The organism is Nocardia sp. NPDC058497 (assembly GCF_042720195.1).
Taxonomy (GTDB): Bacteria; Actinomycetota; Actinomycetes; order Mycobacteriales; family Mycobacteriaceae; genus Nocardia.
The window spans coordinates 1-567 of the sequence record NZ_JBHXMY010000241.1; the positions used below are offsets into that span (position 1 = coordinate 1).

Genomic DNA, 567 nt, shown 5'->3' on the forward strand with positions numbered 1-567 from the left:
TTTGGTGTTGGTAGTACCAGAGATTTTAACCGATGCCTATGGTCGAGGCATGCACGACCGCGCCACCGGAACCGCACTGGTCAACGCGCGCTGAGCCCGCGCGGCGGACCCGACGCGGTCGTACGCTGTGGCCGTGTCACTGAATCCGGCCATGCTGGCCGCGCGTTTCCTGCTCGAACTGATCGCCATCGCCTCGTTCGGGGTGTACGGATGGCGAGCCTTCGATTCCCCCTGGCGATATCTGCTCGTCGTCGTGCTGCCGATCGCGGCCGCGGCGCTGTGGGGCACGTTCGCGGTACCCGATGATCCGAGTCGCGGCGGCGCCGCACCGGTGCCGGTCCCCGGTGCGGTGCGGCTGGTCGTCGAGTTCGCCGTGCTGTTCGGCGGGGCCGTGGCGCTGTGGGGCGCCGGACTGTCGCGCCTGGCGCTGATCTCGGCGGCCGTGCTGGTCGCGTATCAGCTGCTGGCCTACGACCGGGTCCTGTGGCTGCTGACCGGCCGGTCGGCGACCAGCTGAAACGGCGCGAGCCCGTCACCCGCCGACGCGCGGTGGGGGGGGGGGTGGGT

At 70.5% G+C, this 567-nt stretch carries 1 protein-coding gene and 1 pseudogene; both read left to right on the forward strand.

The window, feature by feature from the left end; translation table 11 throughout:
* A pseudogene (locus ACFWPJ_RS17500) lies at positions 1-94 on the forward strand (RDD family protein); the annotation flags it as partial.
* 39 nt (positions 95-133) lie between these two features.
* Complete coding sequence (locus ACFWPJ_RS17505; RefSeq protein WP_378852519.1) at positions 134-517, forward strand: YrdB family protein; 384 nt, start codon at positions 134-136, stop codon at positions 515-517.
* The last annotated feature ends 50 nt before the right edge of the window (positions 518-567 follow it).